This is a genomic window from Fundidesulfovibrio sp. (genome assembly GCF_058402725.1).
This window is the reverse complement of sequence record NZ_JBZVFJ010000001.1, coordinates 18238-41117: the sequence shown is the minus strand read 5'-3', so window position 1 is coordinate 41117 and position 22880 is coordinate 18238. Positions and strand designations below refer to the sequence as shown.

Sequence of the window (22880 nt, the reverse complement as noted above, 5' to 3'; positions counted from 1 at the left end):
TCGTGTCCACAGAACATGTTGAAAAAGCTCAGTAATCAAGTACGAATTGGGCGGGGCCACATTTCTCTCACGCCGCTAACAGGGGTTCAAATCCCCTTGGGGACGCCAAAGAATTGCAGGGACTTGCAGCAAAACAGCCGCAAGTCCCTTTTTCTTCCCCAGCACTATCCCCAGCACGCAGCCGAATTTGTGACCTTCCGCTTCGCCAGGGCCGGACTGCTCTTGTCTGTCTTCCGAGTCATGTCCTGAGCAGACCGCTCCATCTCCATGCCCAACGGTTCGCCAGCGAAAGCCGCCAAGGCACAAGCGCGACACGTGGAGAAGAGATCTGAGCTTCCGTTTCGGGAAAGGGTGGATTGCCCGCCGGGTGAAGGAGACGCCGAAGACAGTGAGCCGTTTGACGGCGAAGTTCCATGTGCTGGCCTAGAAGCGAGCGGCCTGGGCCTCCGAGGAGGTGAAAGCCGCCCCCCAGGATGCCGCCGTGGAGCCCACGCCGGAAGAGGCCCGGCAAGCGATGGAGTTCCGGATCAAGGCATGTGCAGGGAGGAGCGTTGAAAAAGCCTAGATCCACAAGAGGGACAGGGCCAAGCCTTTTCCAACGGGCTCACTTTTTGTACCCCGTTTTGTACCCTGGCCGACTTTCAAAAAAACAAGCCGATCAGCTTTTGTGCTAATCGGCTCATTTCTTGGGGAAATTTGTGGTCGGGATGAGAGGATTTGAACCTCCGACCCCCTGAACCCCATTCAGGTGCGCTCCCAGACTGCGCTACATCCCGACGCGAAGAAGGAGTGATTAGCCTTGCGGCGGCCCGCTGTCAACGAAGAATCGCTAGGAAGCACGTTTTTCTTGTCCGGGCTGGCGCGAGACCCTTTTCCGGGTTATGTTGACCAGGACCGGGCATCGGCCCCGGGAATCCGTCTCGCGAGGTTCCGCATGCTCCATCCCGACGATCCCGTCCTGGTCACCGGCGCCACGGGCTACGTGGGCGGCCGCCTGGTCCCCCTGCTCCTGGAGCGCGGACGCCGCGTGCGCCCGGCCGCACGCTCCCTGGACAAGCTCGCCTGCCGCCCCTGGGCCGCCCATCCGCGCTGCGAACCCGTCCAGGCCGACATGCTCGACCCCGCATCCCTGGAAAAGGCTCTCCAGGGCTGCCGCGCGGCCTACTACCTCGTCCACTCCATGGGCTCCGCAGGGAAGGATTTCGCCCAGGCCGACGAGCGCTCCGCCCTCAACTTCGGCGAGGCCTGCGCACGGGCGGGCGTGGAGCGCATCGTCTACCTGGGCGGTCTGGGCGACGACAACGCCGAACTGAGCCACCATCTGCGCTCCCGGCACCGCACGGCCCACAACCTGGCCCGGGCGGGCGTGCCCGTCACCCACCTGCGCGCCGCCGCCATCCTGGGCGCGGGCAGCGCCTCCTACGAGATCCTGCGCTCCCTGGTGGAGCGCCTGCCCGTGATGATCACTCCCCGCTGGGTGCACACGCGCTGCCAGCCCATCTCCGTGCGCGACGTGCTCGACTACCTGGCCGCCTGCCTGGACCACCCAGAAACCGCCGGACAGACCTACGACATCGGCGGCCCGGACGTGCTCACCTACGAGGACCTCTTCCAACTCTACGCACAGGTGGCCGGACTGTCCCGGCGGATCATCGTGCCCGTGCCGCTGCTCACGCCCGGGCTCTCGGCCCACTGGGTGCGCTTCGTCACCCCCGTGCCCGCCTCGGTGGCCCGCCCGCTCATCGAGGGCCTGCGCAACGAGGTGGTCTGCCGTGACGACCGCATCCGCCGGATCATCCCCCTGGACCTCCAGAGCTGCCGCGAGACCTTCAAGGCCGCGCGCCGCGAGCTCAAGGACCGCCTCGTGCCCACCTGCTGGAGCGACGCGGGGCAGGTGCGCGCCCCGGAGTGGCTGGTGTGTGGCGACGCGCCCTACGCGGGGGGCGAGGTGCTGGAGATGGCCTTCCGTGCGCTTCTGGACGCTCCGCCGGAGCGCGTGTGGCCCGCCGTGGAGTCCATCGGCGGGGAGCGCGGCTGGTACTTCGCGGACGTGCTCTGGAAGCTCAGGGGCCTGGTGGACCGTCTCCTGGGCGGCGTGGGCCTGGCCCCCGGCAGGCGCGACCCGGAGCGCCTCTTCGCGGGAGACTGCCTGGACTGCTGGCGCGTGCACGCCTGCGACCCTCCGGCCCGGCTGGTGCTCCTGGCGGCCATGAAGTCCCCGGGCGAGGCGGCCCTGGAGATCACGCTGGCCCCGCGCGCCCAGGGCCGCACGGAACTTGCGCTGCGCGCTCGCTTCCAGCCCAGGGGCCTGGTCGGGCAGATCTACTGGTGGACGCTGTGGCTGCCGCACCTTGCGCTCTTCCGCGGGCTGCTCCGGGGTCTGGCCCGGGCCGCCGGGGCGCGCGTGCTGGAGGGGCCGTCCCTGGCCCCGCCTGAGCGCGGCCGGGGCTGCTCCCTGCGTCGCTGAACGCAAAGGGCCGACGCTCGCGCGTCGGCCCTCGCTCGATGTGGCGTTTCGAGAACGTGCGGGCGGCCGGGCAGCCCGGCCGCCATCTGTCCCCGGTCCCTACGGAGCCTTGGAGAGGATGTCCGCCGAAACCTCCCGGGCGCTGGCCGTGCCCGTGAGGAGCATGGCCGAGAGAAGCTCCGAGCGCACCTTGCCCAGCCACGCGGCCACGCCCTCGGCCCCGCCGCCGAAGGCGGCAACGGCCAGGGGCCTGCCCACCAGCACGGCGTCTGCCCCCAGGGCCAGCAGCTTCAGCACGTCCGCGCCCGAGCGCACGCCGCCGTCGGCCAGGATGGTCACGCGGCCCTTCACGCGCGCGGCGATCTCGGGGAGCACCTCGGCCGCGCCCGGGGTGTGGTCCAGCACGCGCCCGCCGTGGTTGGAGACCACGATGGCCGCAGCGCCCGCGCCCACGGCCAGTTGGGCCTCGTCGGGGGTCATCACGCCCTTGATCACGAAGGGCAGGCGCGTGGAGGCGGTGATCTCCTTGATTTCCACGAAGGTCTTGGGGCTCACGGGCTGGCCCTTGAGGGCCATGGTGATGAGGCCCGCGCCGTCCACGTCCATGCCCGCCGCCAGGGCTCCGGCCTCCTCGGCGCGGCGCACCAGGGCCAGCACGGCCTCCTGGGCGCGCGGTTTGATGAAGGGCACGCCCTGTCCGGCGTGGGCCGCGATGGAGCGCACGCCGCCCTCGTACATGGCCGGGTCGGCGCCGTCGCCGCAGCAGCCCACGGTCCCGGCGGCCAGGGCGCCCGCGATGATCATCTCCGAGAAGACGTCCTCGGCGATCTTGCCGCCCATGTTGTAGACCACGCCGGTCATGGGCGCGGCCAGCACGGGCATGGAGAGCGTCTTGCCGAAGAGTTCCACGGAGGTGTCGGCCTCCTTTACGGCGTGGATGGTGCGCAGGTTGAGCCGCCAGGCGGCCAGGGCCTCCAGGTTGGCCCCGAAGGCGCGCCCGGTTCCGGCCCCGCCCATGCCGGGCACTTCCCCGGCGCAGGCGCGTCCGTCGCAGACGGGGCAGACCCTGCAATAGCCCTTCATCGCCTCGCGGGCGTTCTTGCGCAGTTGGGCCATGTCCATGATAAGCCTCCAGATGTGCTTGGTTTGTTGGTTTGTCCGGCCTCAGTGCATGGCCGCAACGCCGCCGCGCGCGGCCCGGCGGCGCATGAAAAGCGCCCCCGCCACGCACACGAGGCTCACCATGCCCAGGAGCCGGAAGCTGTCCAGATAGGCCAGGAGGGCCGACTGCTGCAAGAGCAGCTGCTCCAGCACCGCAAGGGCCTTCTGCTTGGCGGCCACGGGGTCGAAACCCTGGGAGAAATAGGCCGTGAGGCCCTGGAAGAACTCGTTGAAGCGCGGGTTGGCGGGGGTCATGTGCCCGGCCAGGAGGGTCTGGTGGCTCTGGGAGCCCCGCGCCACCATGGTGGTGACCACCGAAATGCCCACCCCGCCCCCGATGTTGCGCATCAGGTTGAAAAGACCCGAGGCCGTGCCCATGCGGTGCTGGGGCATGGAGGCCATGGAAAGCATGGTCAGGGGCACGAAGATGAAGCCCATGGAGAGCCCCATGACCACGTTGGGCCAGGCGATGTGCCCCGGGCTGATCTGCAGGTTGACGGTGGAGAAATAGAGCGACGTGAGCCCCAGGATGAAGAACCCCCCGGCGATGAGCTTGCGCGCGTCCACGCGGTTGATGAGCCTGCTCACCAGCACCATGGAGACGATGGCCCCGATGCCCCGGGGGCTGAGGGCCAGGCCGCTGTCCAGTGACGTGTAGCCCATGAGCGTCTGCAGGTAGAGGGGCTGGAGCGTTATGGTGGCGTAGAGCACCACGCCCAGGAGGGTCATCATGCCCGTGCCGATGGCGAAGTTGGCGTCCTTGAACACGCGCAGGTCCACGATGGGGTGCTCGGCCCGGAGTTCCCAGACGATGAAGGCGACCATGGAGAGGAAGGAGATCACGGAGAACCAGAGGATCCAGCCCGTCTCGAACCAGTTCTCCTGCTGGCCCTTGTCCAGCACGACCTGGAGGGTGGCCAGCCACAGGGCCATGATGGCGAAGCCGGTCACGTCCACGCCGCCCGCCTTGCGGCGCTGGGCCTCCAGGTAGGGCGGGTCCTCGATGAAGGTCCGGCACATGAGGAAGGCGGCCACGCCCACGGGGATGTTGATGGTGAACATCCAGCGCCAGGAATAGTGGTCCGTGAGCCAGCCGCCCAGGGTGGGGCCCACGATGGGGGCCACCACCACGCCCATGCCGAAGATGGCCATGGCCGTGCCGCGCTTCTCGGGCGGGGCGCTCTCCATGAGGATGGCCTGGGACAGGGGCTGGAGCGCGCCCCCCGCCGCGCCCTGGACCACGCGCGCCAGGATGAGCATGGGCATGGAGCCCACCGCCGCGCACCAGGCCGAGGCCAGGGTGAACAGGGCCACGCAGGCCAGCAGGAAGCGTCTGCGCCCGAAACGCACGGAGAACCATCCCGTCAGCGGCAGCACGATGGCGTTGGCCACCAGGTAGCTGGTGAGCACCCAGGTGGCCTCCTCGTGGCTGGCCGAGAGGTTGCCCGCCATCTGGGGCAGGGCCACGTTGGCCATGGTGGTGTCGAGCACCTCCATGATGGTGGGCAGCATCACCGAGGGCGCGATCACCCACAGGCTGGCCCGGGGCCGCCAGGGGGCGTGGTGCTGGGCGGGCATGGCCCTAGCGCACCCGCACCCGGGGCATCACGGACATGCCCGGGGCCAGGTGGAGGTCCTTCCCGTCGGGCAGGGCGTCGGGAACGATCTTTACGGGCACGCGCTGCACCACCTTCACGAAATTGCCCGAGGCGTTCTGGGGCGGCAGCAGGCTGAAGGCCGAACCCGTGCCCGCCTGGAGGCTGTCGATCTTCCCGGTGAACATCCTTCCGGGATAGGCGTCCACGGTGAAGCTCACGGGCATGCCGGGGCGCATGCCCTGGATCTGGGTCTCCTTGAAGTTGGCCACCACCCACACGTCGTCGCCCACCAGGGCGAGCACGGCCTGGCCCGCCTGCACATAGTCGCCGGGTTCCACGGACTTTCGCGTGACCCGCCCCGACAGGCCGGCGCGCACCTCGGTGTAGGCCACATGCAGGGTTTCCTTCTCCATGGCGGCGCGGTAGCGCTCCACGGCGGCCCGGGCGGTGTTGATCTGGGCGGCGGCAAGGTCCGCCTGGGCCTCGGCGGCGGCCACGCGCTTGCGCGCCCCCAGCAGGGCCGAGGCCGTGGTGCGGGCCAGGGTCTGGGCGTTGTCCTGGGCCTGCTGGGAGACGGCGCCCGTGCGCACCAGTTGGCTGTAGCGGGAGAGGTCGGTGGAGGCGTTGGCGGCCTGGGCCTCTGCGGAGGCGGCATCTGCCTGGGCCTGTTCCAGGGCGGCAAGGGCGGCGCGGTGCTGGCTCTGGCTCTCGCGCAGGCGCTCCCGGGCCTCTTCGTGGTTGGCGCTGGCCTGGCCCAGTTCTGCCTGGAAGATGGCCGGGTCCAGGCGCAGGAGCACGTCGCCCGCCTGCACGCGGCGGTTGTCGTCCGCGAGCACCTCCAGCACGCGCCCGGGCACCTGGGGGGCCACGTTGGCCACATGCCCGGTGATGAAGGCGTCGTCGGTGGTCTCGAAGTGCGATTCCTGCCACCACCACCAGCCGAGCGCGGCCAGGGCGGCCAGCGCCACGGCCAGGACGGCGAGCCTGCCAGCCTTGCCGCCCGGCGCGGCCTTGCCCGCCGGAACACTCACGGTGGGCGTATCGGAAGAAGACATCGTCACCTCATGGTCTGGCGGCGCTGCCTGCGGAGAAGCCTCCGGCGTCCAGGCGGACCTTGGAGAGCAGCGCGATCAGGGTCTTGAACTCATCGCCGCTGAGGCCCGACATCACCTCGGCCTGGTAGCGGAAGAGGTCCGGGAGCACGTCGTCGAGGATCTTCTGTCCGGCGGGCAGCAGCGCGATGCGCACCACGCGGCGGTCCTGGGGGTCTTCCAGGCGCTCCACCAGCAGGTCGCGCACCATGCCCGAGAGCACGGCCGACACGGTGGGCGTTGTCACCCCGACCATCTCGGCCAGCTTGCACACCGGGACGGGGTCCGGCTCGCGGCTGAGCAGGTTGAGGATCATGAACCGGCCGAAGGAGAGGCCGCGTTTGGCCAGGCCGCGCTCCACGCAGTGATGCAGGATGGTGCCCGTGCGCAGCACGTGGAGATAGGCTTCGCAGACCAGCACGTCCATGGTGGGATAGCGCTGGGCTCTGTCCAGCAGGGACTGGTAGCTGGGCATTTCCTTGAGGATCATGGGAGCCCCCTTGCGACGGCATCTAATAATTAGAACGCTAATGTTTGGAAAGCGAACTGTCTATAAGACGCCCCCCGGGGGCAAACGGTTACCAGCCCGGTGAGAAATCCTGCCTGGCCTGGTTGCTGGCAAACAGCCGACCCCTCGCGGAGGGGAACGGCGCCCAGTGCCTGGCATCCGCCCGGGCCTGGCTGGCGAGTGTCTCGCACAGGCTGCAGAAGCGACATTCTCAGCGGGCAGTTGCACCCTCGGAGAGCATCGCGGGGCGGCATGGAACGGCTTTGGCGGGGGCGCGCCGCCAGGGAGCGACGCCCTGCCCGCCGACGGGGCCGTGATGCGTCAGAATCCGGCTTCCAGCGGGGGGTTCACCAGGGCGTCGGCCGGGGGGGCGGCCAGGGGGGCGCGGCCGGGAAGCAGGCGCACCTTGCGGCCGTCCAGGCGCAGGCGGTCCTGTGCGAGCCACTGCACGGCCTGGGGCAGCAGGCGGTGCTCCAGGGCCAGGATGCGTCCGCCCAGGGTCTCGGGGGTGTCGTCGGTCCATGCGGGCACGGCGGCCTGGGCGATCACGGGGCCGTGGTCCATGAGTTCGTCCACGAAGTGCACGGTGCACCCGGCGAGCTTCACGCCGTGGTGCGCTGCGTCGCGCTGGCCGTGTGCTCCGGGGAAGGCGGGCAGGAGCGCGGGGTGGATGTTCAGCACGCGCCCGGGGAAGGCCTGGAGGAACACCGGGGTGAGCAGGCGCATGAACCCGGCCAGCACCACGGCCTGGGCTCCTGACTCCCGGATGGCCCGGACCAGGGCCTGGTCGAAGGCCTCGCGGTCCGTAAAATCCTTGTGGGGCAGAGCCAGCGCCGGGATGCCGCTGCGTCTGGCGCGCTCCAGGCCGAAGGCCTCGGGCTTGTTGGAGGCCACGAGGCGGATCTCCGCGTCCAGGACGCCCTCCTCGATGCGGTCGATGAGCGCCTGGAGGTTGGACCCGGAGCCGGAAACCAGGACGGCGACGGGCAGGGCCACGTTCAGTCTGCCATGGCGGCCCGCACCAGGCTCTGGGCCAGGGCCGGGATGGTGTAGTTCTCGGGCTGCACGTCGGGCTCGAAGCCGTGCTTTTTCAGGGTGGCCGCCGTGACGGGGCCGATGCAGGCGATGGTGAGCCTGTCGCGCAGGGCGGCCACGCGGGCGGCCGGGACCACCTGGAAGAAGTTGTCCACCGTGGAGGAGCTGGTGAAGGTGAGGAAGTGGATCTCCCCCTCCTCGATGGCGGCGAGCACTTCGTCGGGGTCCTGCCGGGCGAGCTTCGTCTCGTAGACGGGCAGCACCTCCACGAGCGCCCCGGCGCGGGCCAGTTCCTCGGGGAGCACCTCGCGGGCCTGGGCCGCGCGGGGGATGAGCACGCGCTTGCCGCCGACCTGCAGGGCCAGAAGCCCCTCCACCACGGACTCGGCCACGTACTTCTCGGGCACGAAGTCCGCGCGGATGCCGCGCTCGGCCAGGGCCTGGGCCGTGGCCGGGCCGATGGCCGCCACCTTGAGCCCGCCCAGGGCGCGCGCGTCCAGGGCCATGGCGTCCATCTCGGTGAAGAAGCACTTCACGCCGTTCACGGAGGTGAACACAAGCCAGTCGTAGCAGTTCAGGCGTCCCAGGGCCTCGCGCACGGGGGCGGTGTCGGCCAGGGGGGCCACCTCAATGGTGGGGAACTCCCAGGCGCAGGCCCCCAGGTCGGTGAGCAGGCGCACCAGGTCGCTGGCCTGCTCGCGCGAGCGGGTGACCACCACGCCCTTGCCCAAAAGCGGGCGCTTCTCGTACCAGTTGAGGGTGTCGTGCAGCGAGACCACCTCGCCCACCACCAGGAGCGACGGGGCCTTGAAGCCCAGACGCCTGGCCTCGGCCGGGATGTCCTCCAGGGTGGAGACCATGGAGCGGTGGCGGCAGGTGGTGCCCCAGCGCACCAGGGCGGCGGGGGTCTTGGGGTCGCGCCCGCCCTCGATGAGGCGGCGCGAGATGTCGGCCAGGTTCTTCACGCCCATGAAGAACACCAGGGTGGAGGCCGCCTGGGCCAGGGCGGGCCAGTTGTGGGCGGACTCGTCCTTGGTGGGGTCCTCGTGGCCGGTGATGAAGCTCACGGACGAGGCGAACTTGCGGTGCGTGATGGGAATGCCCGCGTAGGCCGGGGCGGCCACGGCGCTGGTGACGCCGGGGATCACCTCGAAGGTGAGCCCGTCGGCCAGCAACTCTTCGGCCTCTTCCGCGCCGCGCCCGAAGACGTAGGGGTCGCCGCCCTTGAGGCGCGCCACCACCTTGCCCTCGCGGGCCTTGGCAACCAGAAGCTTGTTGATGTCGCCCTGGGGCAGGGTGTGGTCCCCGCCCTTCTTGCCCACGTAGATGATCTCCGCGCCGGGGCGGCAGTAGTCCAGGAAGGCCTTGTTGGCCAGGTAGTCGTAGACCAGCACGTCGCAGGTCTCCAGGACGCGCTTGGCCTTGAGGGTGAGAAGGCCCGGATCGCCGGGTCCCGCGCCGATGAGGTAGACGTTGGGCATGTCGGATTGGCCTTGGGTCGGTTAGGAGTCTTGTTCGAAGACCGCCCTGGCGGTGGCCAGGGCGTTGAGCGCGGCCGGGAAGCCGGCGTAGCCGGACACCTGCATGAACACTTCGGCGATCTCCTCGCGGGTGAGGCCGACGTTCAGGGCGTTCTTCACATGGGCCGCGATCTGTGGCTGGGCGTGGCCCAGCGCGGCCAGGGCCGCCAGGGTGACGAGCATGCGCTCGCGCAGGGGCAGCCCGGGCCTAGCGTACACGTCGCCGAAGAAGCCGAGGATCAATTCGGTCATGCCCGGGGCGACCCGGTCGAAGGCCTGGCGGAGCATGGCCTCGTTGCCGGGGTCGAGGGAGGCCAGGACGCCCCGGCCCGCCTCGATGCGATCCTCGGCCACGGGGCCTTACTCCTCGCGCAGGCAGGAGTTGATGGTCACGGGGTCCACGGGCACGTCGTCGTGGAAGCCGGCCCTGCGGGTGCGCACCTTCTTGATCTTGTTCACCACGTCCATGCCGTCCACCACCTTGCCGAAGACGCAGTAGCCCCAGCCTTCGGGGGTCTTGCCCTTATGGTTGAGGAAGTGGTTGTCGCCCACGTTGATGAAGAACTGCGCGGTGGCGCTGTGGGGGTCCATGGTGCGGGCCATGGCCAGGGTGCCGGTGAGGTTTTCCAGCCCGTTGTCCGCCTCGTTGACGATGGGGGCGTTGGTGGGCTTTTCCTTCATGGTCACGTTCATGCCGCCGCCCTGGATCATGAAGTTGTCGATGACGCGGTGGAAGATGGTGCCCTCGTAGAAGCCGTCGTCCACGTATTTCAGGAAATTGGCCACGGTGACCGGGGCCTTGTCCGGGTAGAGTTCGATGGTGATCAGACCCATGGAGGTTTCCATCAGGACCATATGCGTGCGCTCCTTGCGGGTGTTCTGTGTCCGGGCCATCTAGCGCACATCGGCCCTGGAGTCCATCCCCGGCCCGGACTGCACGACCCTGTTAACATTTTTGTATATTGCTGCATTTTTCCCCGAGACATGGTAGCTGTTGCCCAACGTTTCGAAACAAGGAGAACACCATGAACAAGGCCACCTGGGAAAAGATTTTCGAATACGCCTCCATGCCCGTGCACGGCACCCTCTCGCGCAAGCTGCGCAAGGGCCTGGCCATCCAGATCAACGAGGGCAAGGTCTACGCGCAGGCCGTGCTCTTCCTCGGCGAGGAATTCCTGCGCATCACCGAGAAGAACGGCAAGGAAGCCATCAACACCTACTACGCCTGGGACAAGCTGGTGAACGTGCGCACCATCGGCGAAACCGAGGAATAGCCCCCCGCCCGGCCCGGCCGCCCCTTTGGCCGGGCCGCCCCCCGCCCGCTCCTCCCTCCCCGGCCTCATCCCCCCTTTCCCCCGGCCGGGGCCGCTTTCTGGACTTCGCGGGGCCGCTCTGGCATAAGCCGTGCGTCCCCGCGCGGTTCGTCCGCGCGAAACGCCAGCCCACCCGCGCCTCACGGAGCCAGGATGCACCACATCGCCAGGTCGCTCGCGCCGCTTCTGCTGGCCGTCCTCCCGGCGGCCCTGGCCTGCGGCGTCGCGCGCGCGAGCTTCGGGGCGTCCCTCACGGATTTCATGCCCCACTTCGACATCGACCAGTTCCCCTACTGGCGGGAGATGGCCTCTTTCGCTGCGGCGGGCTTTTCCGGCGGGAACTACGGGGTCAACGACACGACCTCGGTCATCAAAGGGTTCGGCCCCCACGGCGTGGCTGTGGCCGTGCTGTACGGATCCTTCTACCGCCTCCTGCCGGAGTTGGGCTTCGCCCTGATCCCCGTGGTCAACCTGGGCCTCATCACCCTGGGCCTGGGCTTTCTGCTCTGGAAGGAGCGCGCCGAACCGGGCGCGTGCCTCCTGCTGGCCCTGGGCGTGGCCCTCTATCCCCCGGTGTTGCTCTTCGCGCCCTCCTCCTTCCAGGACGGGCTGCACATGGCCGGGGCCCTGCCCCTGGCCTGGGGCTTCATCCGGCTCATGGAGGCCAACGCCGCCGGAAAACCGGACCGCGCCGCCGCCCTCTGGACCGGCGCGCTGCTTCTGGCCCTGTGCTTCGTGCGCTACACCTGGGCCGTGTGCCTGGTCCCCTACGCCTACACCGTGCTGGGCGAGCGGCCCCGGCGGCTGCTCCTTGCCGTGCTGGCGGGCGGGGCGGCGGGCCTGGCCGTGGTGTGGGCGTTCCATCTCTTCGTGCCCGCCTGGTACGGCTCGCCCGAGGCCCAGGTGTTCCTGGGCGGCCCGGGCGCGTCCGGCGGGAGCCTGGCAGGCCTCTGGGGGCGCGCTGCGGGCAACCTTTCCCAACTGGCCGACGTGGGCGGCAACGTCCGGGCCAGCGCCCTCCTCTCCCTTGATCTTGCCCTGGCCCTGGGAGCGTGCCTGGGCCTGTGGCTGGCCGGATGGAAACGCACCGGCCGCGCCCTGCGCATCCCCTCCCTGCACCGGGAGGCCCTGCTGGCCGTGTCCGCATGCCTGCTGGGGCTCTTCGCCGTGAACGCCGTGGCCTGGGTGGGCAACGGCATGAACATGGTCCGGCTCCTGAGCGCCCACTACCTCTTCTGCCTGCCCCTGGCGCGGCGCTTCCTGCCCTCCCCGGCCCTGCACCCCCTGGTGCTCTACGGGGCGCTGCTCCTGCCTTCGGCCCTGGGCTACCACCAGTACCAGCACCACCCGGGCTACCTGAACGCCGAGGAGCGACAGCGCGTGGACATCCTGCGCGAGGAGCTTTCGGAGCACCTGAAGGACTGGAAGAACGGCAACCCCTGGGACGAGACCCTGGCCGTGCGCCTCGAGGGCCCGGACGGAGCCACGGCGTGGCTGGCCGTGCCGCCGCGCTACGGCATCCAGTCGCTGCCGGGAGGGGGCTTGCCCGTGCGCTCGCGCTTCGCCCTGCTCTCCGGGAAGACCCGCGAGAAGGCCCTGGCCTCGCCCGACTTCAAGGTGCTCAAGGAGACGAGCGTGGGCACGCTCTTCCTGAGGTCGCCGGTCCAGGCGACCCCGGCCGGGAGCGGCGGATGACCGGCCGCCTGACCGGACGCGTGGTCTACGCGCTGGCCATGGCCGCCGCCGTCTGGGCGGGCACGGCCTGGTACGGGGGCGGCTTCACGCACGACGCGTGGTGCCTTTTCGCCCGCGAGTTGCCCGTGGAGCACTCCGGCCAGGACAGGCTGCTGGCGTGCAGCAACGTGGAGCAGGAGACGCTGGGCCAGTCCGGCCTGCGCGACGCGCCCTCCGACGTCCGGGATTGGCGCGTGTTCGAGCGTTCCGGCCCACTGCCCGGCCGCCTCCTGGTGAGCGCCAGACTCTCGGCTTCCCGTTTTCTCTTCTACCCGCGCTTCTCCGGACCCGGAGACCGGCTTGTCATTTCACAGGTGATCGGCAAGGATAGAAAAATCCTTTACGACCGGCGCGGCCCGGCCCCCGGGTGGACCCCCGTGGGGGCCATCCACGAACTCTGCGCCGGCTGCGCGGACCAGGGCTGGAGCAGGCCGGGCACCCCCGTGGACCTGGAAATCGTCCTGGAGGGCGGCGCGCAGCTCTGGCACAAGGACGCACTCATCTTTTTCTGAGGACCCGCCCCCTATGACCGACATCGACAAGGACATCCTTCCCGCCTTCGCGGGCAAGCGGGCGCTCATCCTGGGCGGCCTGGGCTTCCTGGGCTCCAGCCTGGCCCTGCGCCTGGCCGGGGCCGGGGCGAAGGTCATGGCCGTGGACGCCATGATCGACGAATACGGCGGCAACCTCTTCAACATCGAACCCGCCAGGGACGCCATCCAGGTCAACTTCTGCGACATCCGCGACGCCTCGGCCATGGAATGGCTCGTGCGCGACCAGGACTACGTGTTCCACTCGGCGGGCCAGGTCTGCCACCTGAAAAGCCTCTCGGACCCCTACCCAGACGTGGACATCAACATCCGGGGCACGGTGGTGGTCATGGAGGCCCTGCGCAAGGTCAACCCCCGGGCCAAGGTGGTGAAGCTGGGCTCGCGAGGCCAGTACGGCCCGGTGCTCACGCTCCCGGCGGGCGAGGACGTGGTGCCCAGGCCCAAGGGCATCTACGAGATCTCGCTCCTGGCGGCGGAGCACATCATCCAGTCCTACCTGAGCGCCCACTCCATCCCCTGCGTGCTCACGCGGCTCACCAACATCTACGGCCCGCGCGCCCAGATGCGCCACAACAGGTTCTGCGTGGCCAACTGGTTCATGCGTCTGGCCCTGGAGAAGGAACCCATCTCCGTGTTCGGCGACGGACTCATCAAGCGCGACTTCCTCTACGTGGACGACTGCGTGGACGCCCTGCTGGCCCTGGCCGTGCATCCCGAGGCCGTGGGCGGGGTCTACAACATCGGGCACGACCGCCCCTCCCACTTCCGAGAACTGGCCGAGACCATCGCCCGGGTGGAGCCGGGGGCGAGCTGGCGCTTCACTCCCTTCTCGGCCGAGCGCAAGGCCCAGGAGCCCGGCGACTTCTATTCCGACATCACCAAGATCCGCACCCTCACGGGCTGGCAGCCCCGCGTGGACATGGAGGAGGGCGTGCGCCGCACCCTGGACTACTACCGCCTGCACAAGGCGAGGTACTGGTGATGGACGCGCCCGGCTGCTTCGTGCACCCCCGGGGCCTCTGCGAGAGCCAGCGCGTGGGCCCGGGCTCGCGCGTGTGGGCCTTCGCCCACGTTCTGCCCGGCGCGGTGATCGGGCGCGACGCCAACATCTGCGACTTCGTTTTCGTGGAAAACGACGTGGTGCTGGGCGACCGCGTGACCGTGAAATGCCACGTGGCCCTCTGGGACGGCCTGCGCGTTGGCGACGACGTGTTCATCGGCCCGGGCGTGTGCTTCACCAACGACAAGAACCCGCGCAGCAAGCGCTACAAGCCGCCGCTGCACACCATCATCGGGCGCGGGGCCTCCCTGGGCGCCGGGGCCGTGATCCTGCCCGGCATCACCCTCGGCGAATACGCCCTGGTGGGCGCGGGCGCTGTGGTCACGCGCGATGTGCCCCCTTTCGCGCTGGTCACCGGCAATCCCGCCAGGCAGCGCGGGCTGGCCTGCGTCTGCGGGCGCCCGCTGACGCGCGAAGGCGAACTCCTACGATGCCCCGGCGGCTGGCAGGGCCTGGCCCCCTCCCCGGACATGGACTGCCCCGCATGCGAAGCATCCTGAAACGTCTGGCCGTCGTGGTGCCGGTCTACGGCAACGAGGCCAGCCTCCCCGAACTCTACGAGCGCATCGATGCCGCCACGCGCGGCCTGGACGTGGAGTTGACGATCCAGTTCGTCAACGACCGCTCCCCCGACGACAGCCAGACCGTGCTGGAAAGCCTCGCCGCCCGCGACCCCCGCGTGCGCGTGGTCCTGCTCTCGCGCAACCACGGTTCCTTCACGGCCATCGCCGCGGGCATGGCCCAGGTGGCCGCCCACGACGCCGTGGTGATCCTCTCCGCCGACCTCCAGGACCCCCCGGAGCTGATCCCGGAGATGGTCCGGCGCTGGCGCTCGGGCATCCCCGTGGTGCTCTGCTCCCGCAAGGACCGCGACGACCCCCTGGCCTCGCGCCTCTTTTCCCGGGCGTTCTGGTGGTCCTTCCGCCGCTTCGCCATGCCCGACATGCCCCCCGGCGGCTTCGACTTCTGCCTCATCGACCGCCGCGTGGTCCGCGTGATCCTGGAGTCCTCCGAGAAGAAGACCAGCCTTGTGGGGCTGATCCTCTGGGCCGGGTTCGAGCGCAGCGTCATCCCCTACGAGCGCGCCGCGCGCAAGCACGGGCGCAGCATGTGGTCCATGGGGCGCAAGCTGGCCTACGCCTTCCACTCCCTGGTGGCCTTCAGCTCCCTGCCCATGAAGCTCTTCGCGGGCACGGGGCTGGTGGTGGGCGCGGCGGGCGTGCTCATGGCCTTCTACGTCCTGCTGGCCAACCTGTTCGGCTGGATCACCGTGCCGGGCTGGTCGGCCCTGATGCTCATGCAGACGGTGATCCTGGCCACGGTGCTCCTGGGCTTCGGCGTGCTTGGCGGGTACCTGTGGATCAACCTGGAGCAGACCAGACGCCGCCCGCTCTTCATCGTGGACAAGACCGTTGGGCAGGACCTGGCCCCAGCGGACCGCGACGGGCGCGTGGATTTCTTCAGCCTGGAGCGCGTCTCGGCCCCGGCGCGCCACGGCCTGCGCGAGGCCGCCCACCGGGCGCTGGCCTCCCGCCGGATCATCCTGGGGCCGGAGGTGGAACGCTTCGAGCGCGCCTTCGCCCGCTACGTGGGCGTCCCCCACGCCGTGGGCGTGGCCAACGGCACGGATTCCATCACCCTGGCCCTCTGGGCGCTGGGCGTGGAGCCCGGCAGCCTGGTGGCCGTGCCCGCCCTCACCGCCCCGCCCACCGCCGTGGCCGTGCTGCGCGCCGGGTGCGTGCCCCTCTTCGTGGACGTGGACCCCGCCACGCTCCTCATGCCCGCCTCGGCCGTGGCCCGTGCGGCGGCCCTGGGAGCCAAGGCCGTCGTCCCCGTGCACCTCTACGGCAACCTCTGCGACATGCCCGCCATCCGCGCCGAGGCGGACCGCCTGGGCCTGGCGGTGATCGAGGACTGCGCCCAGTCCACCGGCTCCGAGGCCTTCGGCCGCCACTGCGGCACCTGGGGCCACGCAGCCTCCTTCAGCTTCTACCCCACCAAGAACCTGGGGGCCTACGGCGACGGCGGGGCCGTGGTCACCGCCGACCCGGGCGTGGCCGAGCGGCTGGTCTCCATGCGCTTCTACGGCCAGGACGCCTCGGGCGTGTGCGTGCTGCCGGGCATGAACTCCCGCCTGGACGAGATGCAGGCCGCGCTGCTCACCGAACGCCTGGCCTGCCTGGACGAGCACAACGCCCGGCGCGTGGCCGTGGCCGCCCGCTACGACCAGGCCCTCTCCGCCCTGGAACCCGTGCCCGGCCAGCCGGGGCGCGTGCCGCACCTCTACGTGGTGCGCCCGGGCGAACGCGCGGAGTTCAGGCGCTTCCTCTCGGAACGCGGGGTGGACACGGGCGTGCACTACTCCCAGGCCCTGAACCGGCACCCGTTTCTTGCGGCACAGGGCCGCGTCGCCCCCGACACGGAGGCGCTAGCCCCCGCCGCTCCGGGAACGGACGCCGTGGCGCAGGGCCCTGCCCCCTCGGCGGCGGACGCCCGGAGCGCGGACGCCGGATGCCCGACGGCCGAGGCGGCAGCAGCTCGCGTGACGAGCCTGCCCTGCTACCCGGGCATCCCCGAGGCCCACGTGGAGCGCGTGGTGGAGGCCTGCCGGGAGTGGGCCGCGCGCGGCTAAGGCCTGGGCGGACGAAAAACAAAGGCCGCCGCCCGCCCCGTGGCGGAACGGCGGCCCGGACAATCCCCCGCCCTGCGCGCGTCGCGCAGGGCTCAGGCTGCTACGGGCCGGATCCCTCGCCTCACGAGGGCTACTTCCAGCCGGACTCCTTGTCGCACTTGGCCCGCTCGGCGGGGTGCGTCTTCTCCCACTGCGTGATGGACTGGGTTTCGTTGTCGTCCATGAGGTTGTTCATGCAGGTGCAGTACTTGGTGATAACTTCCACCGGCACGTTGGCGTCCTTGTTGTCCTGGATGCACTTGGCGATCCATTTGGCGTCGTCCTGCCCGGCGAATGCTGCGGAGGCCATCAGGAGCAGGGCGGCGCAGCCCAGCGTCGCGATCCGTTTCCTCATGAAGAAGTCCCCTTTGTTTGGCTGGAGAGAGACCGGCACGCGTCCTCTCCGACCTGGTTATGATGTTACGCTAACTTTCTAGCACAGGACGCCATCTCATAGCAAGAAGGAATGATTTGCAGAGCGCCCAGCCGGCCTGTCCTGCCCTGATCAGGCTGGCGAGCGATAACGCCGCATGGCTTTTCCCGACCGACTCCCGCAAAACGTTCCGTCGCGAAGCAAAGACGCCGGGGCCCGTGCCGGGAGTGCTCATGCCCCTCAAGAGCTTTTGAAGGGCGGCCAGCCTGAAAACGCCGCCATCGCCCTTCCCTCAAACTGGCGACGGCCGCCCGACCCCCTGCAGGATCGAACGGCCGCCGCACCGGACACGAGGCAGGCAGGAACGCTTTAGAGCAGCAGGTCCTCGCAGGCTTCGCCGTTTTCCAGGGCGTCCAGGATCTCGTCCACCTTCTCCTCCGAGTCCACGTGGCCGGAAAGGTCCTTGACGGCCTCACTACAATGTTTCTGTTTTGGAAACAATTCATTGACAATCATTTCCGGTATGATTACATGGATTCCGTGCGTGTAATCGCCAAAGGCACTCTCAAGTTCTGGTGCGCGAAGCACCCCCAGGCCGCTGGTGCTCTTTTGGCTTGGCTGGACATCATTGAGAGGCGGGAATTCAAGCATTTTCCTGACCTCAAGTCGGTTTTCGGCAGCGCTGACCAGATCAGGGACGACCGGGTGGTCTTCAACATCAAGGGGAACCACTACCGGCTGGTGGCCGGGCTGGATTACCAGCGTCGGGTGGCCTTCACGATCTGGTTCGGCACGCACAAGGAATATGACACTATCAACCCTGCGGAGGTGGCGTATGTTCCCCCGTCCCATAAGGACTGAGGAAGACTACCAGGCCGCCCTTTCCCGCATCGACGCCTTGTGGGGGGCGCAGCCCGGTACGGACGAAGGAGACGAGCTGGACGTGCGGATTGTCCTGGTCCAGCATTACGAGGACCAGCACCATGTGCTGCCGCCCTCGGACCCCATCGAGGCCATCCGCTTCGTCATGGACCAGCGCGGCATGAAACCGGCCGACCTGGCCCCCTACATGGGGTCCAAGGCCAGGGTTTCCGAGGTGCTCAACCGCAAGCGCCCCCTGACGCTGGCCATGGTGCGCGCGCTTTCCAAGGGCCTTGGCCTGCCCGTGGAGATCCTGGCCCGGGAATACGCGAGCCTGGGCAGCGAGGAGGAGTCCGTCGACTTCACTCGATTCCCCGTGAAGGAGATGGTCAAGCACGGCCACGCGCCCGGGTTCGACCCCAAGACCCAGGCCGAAGAGATCATGCGCCACGTGCTGGCGCTGGCAAATTGCGACGCCTGCCTGGCCGAGGCCGCGAGCTTTCGCCGCAGCCTGCGCCGCAGCGGCAAGGACGACCCGTACGCCGTGCAGGCCTGGCTGCTCTGCGCCAGGGCCGCCGCCAACCAGGCCAGGCCCGCCGTGGCCTTCGCGGGCATAGACGCCGACTTCCTGCGCCGGACGGCGCGGCTGAGCATCCACCACGACGGCCCCCGGCAGGCGGTGGAACTGCTCCGCTCGCGGGGCATCGCCCTGGTGGTGCAGCGCCACTTCAACCGGACCTACCTGGACGGAGCCGCGTTCCGCCTCAAGGACGGCATCCCCGTGGTGGCGCTGACCCTGCGGCACGACCGTATCGACCATTTCTGGTTCACCCTGCTGCACGAGCTGGCGCACATCGCGCTGGGGCACCTGGACGACGCGGAAGCGCTGATCGTGGACGACCTGGACATAGCGGCGGACGACGACCGCGAACGCGACGCCGACCTGGCCGCCCAGGAGGCGATCATCCCGGCGGCCGAGTGGGGGCCAAGCCCGCCCCGCACCCAGAAGAGCCTGAAGGAGCTGGCCTGGCGGCTGGGCATCCACCCGGCGCTGGTGGCCGGGAGGGTGCGCAAGGAAACAGGGAACTACAGGGTGTTCGCGCGGGAGGTCGGGCAGGGGGAGGTGAGGCGGGTGTTCACGGAATCGTTCGCGCCCTGAACGCGCGCTCAAACTGGCGACGGCCGCCCGATCCCCTGCAGGATCGGACGGCCGCCGCACCGGACACGAGGCAGGCAGGAACGCTTTAGAGCAGCAGGTCCTCGCAGGGTTGGCCGTTCTCCAGGGCGTCCAGGATCTCGTCCACCTTCTCTTCCGAGTCCACGTGGCCGTACCACCAGGCCTCGGGGTAGACGATCATCACCGGGCCGTCCTCGCACTGCTTCAGGCAGCCCGAACCCGTGATGAGCACGTCCAGGCCGCGGTCCAGGATCTCCGTCTCCATGTACTGGAGCAGGCTGCCGCCCTGCTTGAAACACACGCCCTTGGGCTCGCCCTTGGCGCGGAAGCTGTTGCAGACCAGTATGTGATGCTTCGGCTTGTTCACCATCGCTGAAACTCCTTCGTGGTTCATGTTGGGGCTCCGCCCCAAACCCCGGCAGGGCTCCGCCCTGCACCCGCCGGGGGGAATGATTCCCCCCGGACCCCCTCGGTTGCTTCGCGTCGTGCTGCGTCACGGTTGATGGTGATGCCCGCGAAGCTCCTTAAAAGTTTTTGAAGGAGAGTCCAGAGAGGACGATCCTTCAGGATCGAAGGATCGGACGCCGCCTTGGCGGCGCCTGAAGGGCGAGGGCCAGGATGGCCCTCGTCCAACTTTTTCAAAAAGTTTCCTCTCTGGCCGCCGGAGGCGTTCTTCTCTCTTCCTAGTAAACCAGCTCGAACTCGGCTTCGCTGGCGTCGCGGTCGCGCTTGGTCAGGATGGCGTCGAGCATCTTTTCCATGAGGCGCAGCGCTCCCTTGTAGCCCACGGTGGGGAACAGGGTGTGGCCCATGCGGTCCGTGATGGGGAATCCGTGCCGGATGAGCGGGATATCCTCGTCGCGGGCGATGTACTTCAGGTAGGTGTTGCCGATGAGCAGGTCCACGGGCTCCTGCTTGATCCACTGGTGCAGGATGAACATGTCGCCGGGGCACTTCACCTTGGTGACGTTCTCGGCGGGCGTCCCTTTGACGATCTCGCGAATGGCGCGCTCGAACTTGTTGCCGGGCGTTCCGGAGACCAGGTAGGCCGGGATCATGTCCAGCTCCACCAGGAGCTTGGTGAGGCCGATGAGCTGGTCGGGGTCGCCGGCCAGGGCCACGCGCTTGCCGTGGAAGTACTGGTGGTAGTCGCTGATGACGTCCACCACCTGGCCGCGCTCGAAGTCGATGGAGGCGGGCACGGGCTTGCCGCTCATCTTGGCCAGGGCCATGACGTAGGCGTCGGTGTCTTCCAGGCCGATGGGCAGGCCGATGATCTCGCAGGGGACCTTGAGTTCGGCGTCCAGGTACTTGGCGGGCTGGGCGGTGGCCCAGGCGCCAAGGCCGATGGTGCCCACGGCGTCGCCGGAGGACTTGATGTCGGCCACGCTGGCCCCGCCGGCAGGGTACATTTCGTACTTGCCGGTGAGGGGGGCGTTGAGCACGCCGGAGGTGTCGGGGAAGACGTTGGCGGCCACGCCCATCATTTCGGCGATGCGCTTGATCTCGGCCATGTCCGAGGGCTCGCAGAAGCCGGGGATGATGTTGAGCTTGCCGTTCTTGGTCCCGGTGGACTCGGCCAGGTTCTTGACCATGCCGAAGACCATGTTGGAGTAGCCCGTGACGTGCGAGCCCACGTAGGAGGGGGTGTTGCAGTAGATCACGTGCTTGCCGGCGGGGACCTTGCCTTCCACGCGGGCCTTCTCGACGATCTGGGTCATGTCGTCGCCGATAGTCTCGGAGAGGCAGGTCGTGTGCACGGCGATGACGTCGGGCTCGTAGACCGAGAAGATGTTCTGGATGGCCGTGAGCAGGTTGGCCTGGCCGCCGAACACGGAGGAGCCTTCGGTGAAGGAGCTGGTGGCTGCAGCGATGGGCTCCTTGGTGTGGCGGGTCAGGGCGGAGCGGTGGTAGGCGCAGCAGCCCTGCGAGCCGTGGGAGTGCGGCAGGCAGCCGTGGATGCCCAGAGCGGCGTACATGGCCCCGACGGGCTGGCAGGTCTTGGCCGGGTTGATGGTCAGGGCCTGCCGGTCGACGGTCATGTCTGCGGTGGTGTGCCGTAAGAGTGCCATTGTCCTATCCTCCTAGCCGGCCACGAAGCAGGCGGTGAGTTCGGGTTCGGAGGCGCGCCAGGGGGCCTTCACCTTCGACCAGACCTTGGAATTCACCATCCTGTCGATATCTTTGTAGTAGTTGATCGCGCCCTTGAACCCGGCGTAGGGGCCGCCGTAGTCGTAGGAGTGCAGCTGCTTGAGGGGCACGCCCATCTTCTGCACGGAGTACTTTTCCTTGATGCCGGCGCAGAAGATGTCGGGCTTGTACATCTCGATGAGCTTGTCGGCCTCGTACTGGTTGAGGTCGTCGATGATCAGGGCCTTCTTGGGCATGTCGGGGATGAGGCCCTCGTATTCCTTGAACTTCCAGCCGTCTTTTTCGCGGGCCTTCATTTCGGCTTCGGACAGGCGGGGGTTGTAGTTCTCGGGATCGGCCTCCACCTCGAGTTCCTCGATGTTGCGCGAGTCGGCGTCCACCTTGATGGTGGGGATCACGTGGCGGCCTTCGTAGTCGTCGCGGTGGGCGAACTCGTAGCCGGCGGCCAGGGTGGTCATGCCCAGTTCGCGGAAGAGCTCCTGGTAGTGGTGCGCGCGCGATCCGCCCACGAAGAGCATGGCGGTCTTGCCGGTGGTGCGGGGCTTGATGTCGGCCAGGGCGGCCTCCACGTCGGGCATTTCCTCGGCGATCACCTCTTCGACGCGCTTGATCAGCTCCGGGTCGCCGAAGTGGGCGGCGATGCGGCGCAGGCTCTTGGCCGAGGCGTTGGCGCCGATGAAGTTCACCTTGATCCAGGGGATGCCGTACTTGGTCTCCATCATGTCGGCCACGTAGTTGATGGAGCGGTGGCACATGACGCAGTTGAGGTCCGAGAGCTGGCAGGAGGCGAAGTCGTTGTAGGTGGAGTTGCCGGAGAAGGTGGCGTTGAGGGTGATGCCGCACTTCTCCAGGATGCGTTCGATCTCGAAGGCGTCGCCGCCGATGTTGTATTCGCCGAGCATGTTGATCATGAACTTGCCCTTGCGAACGGGGGTGTCGGAGGTGCCGACCACTTCGGAGAAGATCTTGTTGTTGGCGATGTGGTGACCGGCCGACTGGGAGACGCCCTTGTACCCCTCGCAGGAGAAGCCGAAGATGTTGATGCCGAGCTTGGCCTTCATCTCGCGGGCCACGGCGTGCACGTCGTCGCCGATCAGGCCCACGGGGCAGGTGGAGAAGATGGCGATGGCCTTGGGCTTGAAGAGGTCGTAGGCTTCCTGGATGGCCTTCTTGAGCTTCTTCTCGCCGCCGAAGATGATGTCCTCGTCCTGCATGTCGGAGGAGAAGGCGTAGGGGATGTAGTTCTCCGCGCCGGGTGCGGAGGCGTCGGTCTGGTTGCGGCGCGTCAGCCAGGAGTAGAAGGCGCAGCCGATGGGGCCGTGGGTGATGTTGATGATGTCGCGCGTGGGGCCAAGGATGACGCCCTTGCAGCCGGCGTAGGTGCAGCCGCGCATGGTGATGATGCCGGGAACCGTGCGGACGTTGGCGAGGATTTCGCGGTCCTCGGCGCCGTCGGTTTCCTTGATGTAGATCTGCTGGGAGCGCTTGCGGCCGACCTTCGGGGGGTACTTGGCGAGAAGCTCCTTCCTGGCCTCTTCCGGATCGATGTCCGGGATGGTCAAGGGGTCCTTCAATGGGGCGTCCATAACGTATCCTCTTGGGCGCGAGG

The 22880-nt window shown here is 68.4% G+C and carries 22 protein-coding genes and 1 tRNA gene; 9 read left to right on the top strand and 14 right to left on the bottom strand.

Annotated elements, in window-relative coordinates:
- Window positions 1-699: 699 nt before the first annotated feature.
- Window positions 700-776: transfer RNA gene (locus tag ACV4UX_RS00200), tRNA-Pro, on the bottom strand.
- A 158-nt stretch (window positions 777-934) separates the two neighbouring features.
- Between ACV4UX_RS00200 and ACV4UX_RS00195 the strand changes: the two genes are divergently transcribed.
- Entirely contained in the window at window positions 935-2467 is a 1533-nt protein-coding gene (locus tag ACV4UX_RS00195; RefSeq protein WP_491591323.1) for an SDR family oxidoreductase, read from the top strand.
- 99 nt (window positions 2468-2566) lie between these two features.
- Here ACV4UX_RS00195 and ACV4UX_RS00190 read toward each other — a convergent pair whose 3' ends face one another.
- The 8 genes from ACV4UX_RS00190 to ACV4UX_RS00155 form a co-directional block, all read right to left on the bottom strand.
- Window positions 2567-3589, bottom strand: coding sequence for an alpha-hydroxy-acid oxidizing protein (locus ACV4UX_RS00190; RefSeq protein ID WP_491591322.1), 1023 nt, complete (start codon window positions 3587-3589; stop codon window positions 2567-2569).
- 42 nt (window positions 3590-3631) lie between these two features.
- Window positions 3632-5206 (bottom strand): DHA2 family efflux MFS transporter permease subunit, encoded by a 1575-nt coding sequence (locus tag ACV4UX_RS00185; protein ID WP_491591321.1) that lies wholly within the window; start codon window positions 5204-5206, stop codon window positions 3632-3634.
- 4 nt (window positions 5207-5210) lie between these two features.
- On the bottom strand, window positions 5211-6281 hold the full coding sequence (locus ACV4UX_RS00180) for an HlyD family secretion protein (protein WP_491591320.1): 1071 nt from the start codon (window positions 6279-6281) through the stop codon (window positions 5211-5213).
- Between the two features lie 7 nt (window positions 6282-6288).
- Window positions 6289-6807, bottom strand: coding sequence for a MarR family winged helix-turn-helix transcriptional regulator (locus ACV4UX_RS00175; protein ID WP_491591319.1), 519 nt, complete (start codon window positions 6805-6807; stop codon window positions 6289-6291).
- A 339-nt stretch (window positions 6808-7146) separates the two neighbouring features.
- On the bottom strand, window positions 7147-7821 hold the full coding sequence (purN, locus tag ACV4UX_RS00170) for a phosphoribosylglycinamide formyltransferase (protein WP_491591318.1): 675 nt from the start codon (window positions 7819-7821) through the stop codon (window positions 7147-7149).
- Between the two features lie 2 nt (window positions 7822-7823).
- The gene (gene cobA, locus ACV4UX_RS00165) at window positions 7824-9341 is read right to left on the bottom strand and encodes a uroporphyrinogen-III C-methyltransferase (RefSeq protein ID WP_491591317.1); all 1518 of its coding nucleotides are present in this window, start codon (window positions 9339-9341) and stop codon (window positions 7824-7826) included.
- A gap of 21 nt (window positions 9342-9362) precedes the next feature.
- Window positions 9363-9734, bottom strand: coding sequence for a carboxymuconolactone decarboxylase family protein (locus ACV4UX_RS00160; RefSeq protein WP_491591316.1), 372 nt, complete (start codon window positions 9732-9734; stop codon window positions 9363-9365).
- 6 nt (window positions 9735-9740) lie between these two features.
- Window positions 9741-10235 carry a peptidylprolyl isomerase gene (locus ACV4UX_RS00155; protein WP_491591315.1) on the bottom strand — a complete coding sequence of 165 codons (495 nt, stop codon included), beginning with the start codon at window positions 10233-10235 and terminating at the stop codon, window positions 9741-9743.
- 170 nt (window positions 10236-10405) lie between these two features.
- Here ACV4UX_RS00155 and ACV4UX_RS00150 point away from each other — a divergent pair, with 170 nt between their 5' ends.
- The 6 genes from ACV4UX_RS00150 to ACV4UX_RS00125 all read left to right on the top strand — a co-directional run bounded on the left by ACV4UX_RS00150 (window position 10406) and on the right by ACV4UX_RS00125 (window position 16670).
- Window positions 10406-10654 (top strand): hypothetical protein, encoded by a 249-nt coding sequence (locus ACV4UX_RS00150; RefSeq protein ID WP_491591314.1) that lies wholly within the window; start codon window positions 10406-10408, stop codon window positions 10652-10654.
- 192 nt (window positions 10655-10846) lie between these two features.
- Complete coding sequence (locus tag ACV4UX_RS00145) at window positions 10847-12388, top strand: hypothetical protein (RefSeq protein ID WP_491591313.1); 1542 nt, start codon at window positions 10847-10849, stop codon at window positions 12386-12388.
- Window positions 12385-12939, top strand: coding sequence for a hypothetical protein (locus ACV4UX_RS00140; RefSeq protein WP_491591312.1), 555 nt, complete (start codon window positions 12385-12387; stop codon window positions 12937-12939). The genes ACV4UX_RS00145 and ACV4UX_RS00140 overlap by 4 nt, the downstream gene beginning before the upstream one ends.
- Before the next feature lie 13 nt (window positions 12940-12952).
- Window positions 12953-13960: an NAD-dependent epimerase/dehydratase family protein gene (locus tag ACV4UX_RS00135; RefSeq protein ID WP_491591311.1), complete on the top strand. Its 1008-nt coding sequence runs from the start codon at window positions 12953-12955 to the stop codon at window positions 13958-13960.
- Window positions 13960-14538, top strand: a complete 579-nt coding sequence (locus tag ACV4UX_RS00130; RefSeq protein ID WP_491591364.1) for an acyltransferase — start codon at window positions 13960-13962, stop codon at window positions 14536-14538. The genes ACV4UX_RS00135 and ACV4UX_RS00130 overlap by 1 nt, the downstream gene beginning before the upstream one ends.
- Window positions 14523-16670, top strand: a complete 2148-nt coding sequence (locus ACV4UX_RS00125) for a DegT/DnrJ/EryC1/StrS family aminotransferase (RefSeq protein ID WP_491591310.1) — start codon at window positions 14523-14525, stop codon at window positions 16668-16670. Before ACV4UX_RS00130 ends, ACV4UX_RS00125 begins: the two co-directional genes overlap by 16 nt.
- 130 nt (window positions 16671-16800) lie before the next feature.
- Here ACV4UX_RS00125 and ACV4UX_RS00120 read toward each other — a convergent pair whose 3' ends face one another.
- Complete coding sequence (locus ACV4UX_RS00120; protein ID WP_491591309.1) at window positions 16801-17064, bottom strand: hypothetical protein; 264 nt, start codon at window positions 17062-17064, stop codon at window positions 16801-16803.
- Between the two features lie 387 nt (window positions 17065-17451).
- Window positions 17452-17598 (bottom strand): hypothetical protein, encoded by a 147-nt coding sequence (locus ACV4UX_RS00115; protein WP_491591308.1) that lies wholly within the window; start codon window positions 17596-17598, stop codon window positions 17452-17454.
- A gap of 15 nt (window positions 17599-17613) precedes the next feature.
- Between ACV4UX_RS00115 and ACV4UX_RS00110 the strand changes: the two genes are divergently transcribed.
- Window positions 17614-17943, top strand: coding sequence for a type II toxin-antitoxin system HigB family toxin (locus ACV4UX_RS00110; protein ID WP_491591307.1), 330 nt, complete (start codon window positions 17614-17616; stop codon window positions 17941-17943).
- On the top strand, window positions 17918-19102 hold the full coding sequence (locus ACV4UX_RS00105; protein WP_491591306.1) for an ImmA/IrrE family metallo-endopeptidase: 1185 nt from the start codon (window positions 17918-17920) through the stop codon (window positions 19100-19102). The genes ACV4UX_RS00110 and ACV4UX_RS00105 overlap by 26 nt, the downstream gene beginning before the upstream one ends.
- A gap of 85 nt (window positions 19103-19187) precedes the next feature.
- Here the strand turns inward: ACV4UX_RS00105 and ACV4UX_RS00100 are convergent, their stop codons facing one another.
- From ACV4UX_RS00100 to nifD, 3 genes are all read right to left on the bottom strand, one after another.
- Window positions 19188-19490: a (2Fe-2S) ferredoxin domain-containing protein gene (locus ACV4UX_RS00100; protein ID WP_217270478.1), complete on the bottom strand. Its 303-nt coding sequence runs from the start codon at window positions 19488-19490 to the stop codon at window positions 19188-19190.
- A gap of 313 nt (window positions 19491-19803) precedes the next feature.
- Window positions 19804-21192, bottom strand: coding sequence for a nitrogenase molybdenum-iron protein subunit beta (nifK, locus tag ACV4UX_RS00095; RefSeq protein WP_491591305.1), 1389 nt, complete (start codon window positions 21190-21192; stop codon window positions 19804-19806).
- 12 nt (window positions 21193-21204) lie between these two features.
- Window positions 21205-22857 (bottom strand): nitrogenase molybdenum-iron protein alpha chain, encoded by a 1653-nt coding sequence (nifD, locus tag ACV4UX_RS00090; protein WP_491591304.1) that lies wholly within the window; start codon window positions 22855-22857, stop codon window positions 21205-21207.
- Window positions 22858-22880 lie beyond the last annotated feature (23 nt).